The 3,214-nt window shown below is 66.2% G+C and carries 4 protein-coding genes and 1 tRNA gene; 4 read left to right on the top strand and 1 reads right to left on the bottom strand.

The features are described 5' to 3' along the window. The first annotated feature begins 729 nt into the window (after window positions 1-729). From ACFMO5_RS11690 to cas4, 3 genes are read left to right on the top strand one after another with little or no spacing between them, the layout of a single operon-like run. Window positions 730-1,131, top strand: a complete 402-nt coding sequence (locus ACFMO5_RS11690; RefSeq protein ID WP_376792928.1) for a DUF3054 domain-containing protein — start codon at window positions 730-732, stop codon at window positions 1,129-1,131. Further along, the gene (locus tag ACFMO5_RS11685) at window positions 1,128-1,388 is read left to right on the top strand and encodes a hypothetical protein (RefSeq protein ID WP_376792927.1); all 261 of its coding nucleotides are present in this window, start codon (window positions 1,128-1,130) and stop codon (window positions 1,386-1,388) included. Before ACFMO5_RS11690 ends, ACFMO5_RS11685 begins: the two co-directional genes overlap by 4 nt. Window positions 1,389-1,434: 46 nt before the next feature. Further along, entirely contained in the window at window positions 1,435-1,944 is a 510-nt protein-coding gene (gene cas4, locus ACFMO5_RS11680; protein WP_376792926.1) for a CRISPR-associated protein Cas4, read from the top strand. 36 nt (window positions 1,945-1,980) lie between these two features. On the opposite strand, the gene ACFMO5_RS11675 is transcribed toward cas4, so the two are convergent. Then, complete coding sequence (locus tag ACFMO5_RS11675; RefSeq protein WP_376792925.1) at window positions 1,981-2,760, bottom strand: enoyl-CoA hydratase/isomerase family protein; 780 nt, start codon at window positions 2,758-2,760, stop codon at window positions 1,981-1,983. A 343-nt stretch (window positions 2,761-3,103) separates the two neighbouring features. Here ACFMO5_RS11675 and ACFMO5_RS11670 point away from each other — a divergent pair. After that, window positions 3,104-3,179 (top strand) — tRNA-Asp (locus ACFMO5_RS11670). Window positions 3,180-3,214 lie beyond the last annotated feature (35 nt).

Raw genomic sequence — 3,214 nt, 5'->3', positions numbered from 1 at the left:
CTTATGCGGCCCGCCCCTCACAGAGAATTTCCCTTAAGGGTTTGGTTTACAAGCCCAGCTCTAATTTTCCCCCACACCCTTCTTAACTCTTTGCGACAAAGCAATCCTTGGGAATTAGAGATCGTCGAAGACGGCGGTGGTCTTCCCAACGCGTGGATCTCCAGGGAATTTCGGTGGGGTGTGGCTGCAAGATGGATCAAGGCGCCCCTTGTGGGCGCCTCCAGAGCGGGCGCAAAGCCCGTTCCTACATCCCCATCTGGCGTAGCGGGGGCCCCCACCGGAATGGCGTAGGGGGCACCCATAAGGGGTGCCCCCATGGGTATCTTAAGGGTCGCTGGAGTCGGGTCGCCACCTGCGGGGAGGGCCGCTCCAGGTGTCCGCTGTGGGCTCTCGGCAGGAACCGTCGTCCTCGCAGATCGTCGGGGAGGCATCAACCCGGATGGATGCCTCGCGCAAGCGCGCCGAGGAAGACCAACTTTCATGTCCAACCAACCCATCAAGGAGTGCCCCTACAAAAGGCGGATATCCATTGTAGGGGCAGGCCTTGAGCCTGCCCGTGCCCGCAGGGCGTCTACAAGGGGTGTCCCTACACAGATGTCGAAAGGCCAAGTGGTCCGCACCCGCCAGGCCGTCGGATGATTTCCCTTTTCGAGGAGGCCACCGGCGGCCTGGACTGCTATAATGTGACCGAAGGCAGCGCCAATCCTTCGGGAGCCTGGAGAGCTCATAATGACCTTTTGGATGACGTGGGTCGGGGATCTTCTGATTTTTCTGATCTTCGCCGCCGTCGGGCGGGCCAGCCACGGCCTGCTGACGGAAGATCCGGTGCTTTGGGGTGTGGCCCGGGCGGCCGCGCCCTTCGTCCTCGCCTGGTGGGTCGTGGCGGGGGCCTTCCGCCTGTATCGCTCGGATCCGGCGCTTCCCCTTGCTCAGACCGCGTGGCGGATCGGCCTGGCTTGGCTCGGGGCATGGGCGCTGGGGTTGCTGCTGCGGAGTTTGCTGCTTGGACGGCCGGCCCCGATCGCTTTCGCCTTGATCACGCTGGCAGGCAACGGGATCCTGTTGATCGCCTGGCGCCTTCTCCTGCAGGTCTGGATCCGGCGTCAGGTCGCTTCAGGAGCGATGCGATGAGTTCCCCCGAGATCCTCGCGCGCATTCAGGAAGTCAAACGCCGGTGGGAGGCCGAGCTGTTGCGCAAGGCCAATGTGGTCGCGGTGGGCATCGGCTACCGGCAGCGGGGCGGGCGCCCCACCGATGAGCTCTGCCTGGTGGTCTCGGTCCGCCGGAAGGTCCCTCTGGAGAAGCTGGCCCCGGAGGATCGCATCCCCTCGGAGATCGACGGCGTGCCGGTGGACGTTCAGGAGGTGGGGACGCTGCGGGCGCTGTAGGGGCGCGCGGAGGACGGGCCGCGGGATCCAATGGTGGAGGGACCGTGTGGGGGTGGCAGGTGTCTGTTTACTACTCCTGGCGTTGCTGATCGGAGGCCTAGGATGGTTCCTCCGACGGCGGGCCGGCCTTCCAAGGGGCGAGGTGGTGTACGAAGACATGTCCGGCGCTGTTCGCTCCCCACCCCTTTCCGTTCCCCGCTATGGGCTTATCGGCAAGCCGGATTACCTGATCCGACGCGCCGGGTTCATCATCCCGGTGGAGGTGAAAGCCGCGGCGGCCCCTCGGCGTCCGCATCCGTCCCATGTGATGCAGCTCATCGCGTACTGCCTGCTCGTGGAGGAAACCTACGGTCGTCCCCCGCCCTATGGATGGATCCGCTATCGGGATCGGACCTTCCGGGTGGACTATACCGCCGAGCGGCGGGATGAGCTCTTGGAGGTGCTGGCGGCGATGCGGCGCGATCTGGAGCGGGGGGAGGCGCATCGCCAGCACCGCAGCCCGGCCCGGTGTCGCGCCTGCGGGTTCCGGGCGATCTGCGACGAAGCGCTGGCGTAAGCAGGTCCCGCGCCGGCCTTCGACCTCCTGGAATCCTCAAATCGACTGGCCCGGATCAGCGATCCGCCGGTTCCGATGGAGGAAGCGTTCGAGAGCCACCCAGTGGGCCGGAGCGGCCCAGAGGCGGGCGAACCGTTCCCGCTCGGCCTGCAGGGCTTCATGGAAGGGAAGACGGTCGCCATCGCGGATCAGCGCCTTGATCGCCCGCACGGCCTCCGGATCCCAGCGGAGGATCTCCCGGGCCAACGCCAACGCCTCCGCCAGGGCCTGGCCCGCGGGCGCCACCCGTTCCACCAACCCCAGGCGCAACGCCTCCTCGGCTCCGATCCGCCGGGCGGTGAGGAGGAGCTCCAGCGCCCGGCCGGGCCCGATGCGTCGCCGCAGCCGCTGCCCCCCGCCCCATCCGGGGGTGAGGGCCCAAGTGACCTGCACGAAGGCGAGATCGGCGTCCTCGGCCATCACCCGCAGGTCGCAGGCCAACGCCACCTCCACGCCCCCGCCGCGGGCGGGCCCGTTGATGGCGGCGATGCTGATCCAGGGCGCCTCCTCCAGCTGGCGCAGCGCGTCCCCAACGATCCGCCCCAGCCGCTCGCCATCCGCCTCCGTGCGATAGAGCGCCATCTCGTAAAGATCGGCCCCGGAGAGGAAGGCCCCTTCCGCGCCGGTGAGGATCACCACCCGTAATGTGGGATCCCGGGCGGCCTCTTCCACGGCTTGAGCGAAGGCCTCCATCGTGGCCCAATCCATGGCGTTCCGCCGCTGCGGACGATCCACGATCCAGAGCGCAAGGTCCCCCTGGCGCTCTATTCGCAACATGGGTGCTCCTCCCTTCCTGGAGATTTGAAATGGGCTGCGCTTCACTGTCTGTTGAGGAACGAGCGGCGGTCGCTCCCCTCGATGGCGATGTGCCTCTTGTTCCGAAGCGGCTGTGCGCTGCGGGTCGCGTCAGCGGCCCGCGTATTTACGGACCCCTCGATCCAACCCTGGTGCTGAAATCGGGATGTCCGATGGCCGCCGATCTTTGGTTTCGACGGCGAAACCTGTTTTCTTTCCGAACTTGGCGCATTGGGCGCAGCGTTGGAGGACGGATAAGCTCCAACTGTTCAGCAAATGATCTTGACGGGCTGTTCGTCCACGTGGTATATTTTGGTATAGAAGCGGGCCCGTGGTGTAGCCTGGCCTAACACGCCGCCCTGTCAAGGCGGAGATCGCGGGTTCGAATCCCGTCGGGCCCGCTGGAAAAGCAGCGGCGGGCGCATAGAAGCGCCCG

This window comes from Thermoflexus sp., assembly GCF_042408365.1.
Taxonomy (GTDB): domain Bacteria; phylum Chloroflexota; class Anaerolineae; order Thermoflexales; family Thermoflexaceae; genus Thermoflexus.
This window is presented reverse-complemented; position numbering and strand designations above follow the sequence as displayed.

Coding starts and splice junctions, on each gene's coding strand:
- ACFMO5_RS11690 (WP_376792928.1), top strand. CDS start 730: ATGACCTTTTGGATGACGTGGGTCGGGGATCTTCTGATTTTTCTGATC.
- ACFMO5_RS11675 (WP_376792925.1), bottom strand. CDS start 2,760: ATGTTGCGAATAGAGCGCCAGGGGGACCTTGCGCTCTGGATCGTGGAT.
- ACFMO5_RS11685 (WP_376792927.1), top strand. CDS start 1,128: ATGAGTTCCCCCGAGATCCTCGCGCGCATTCAGGAAGTCAAACGCCGG.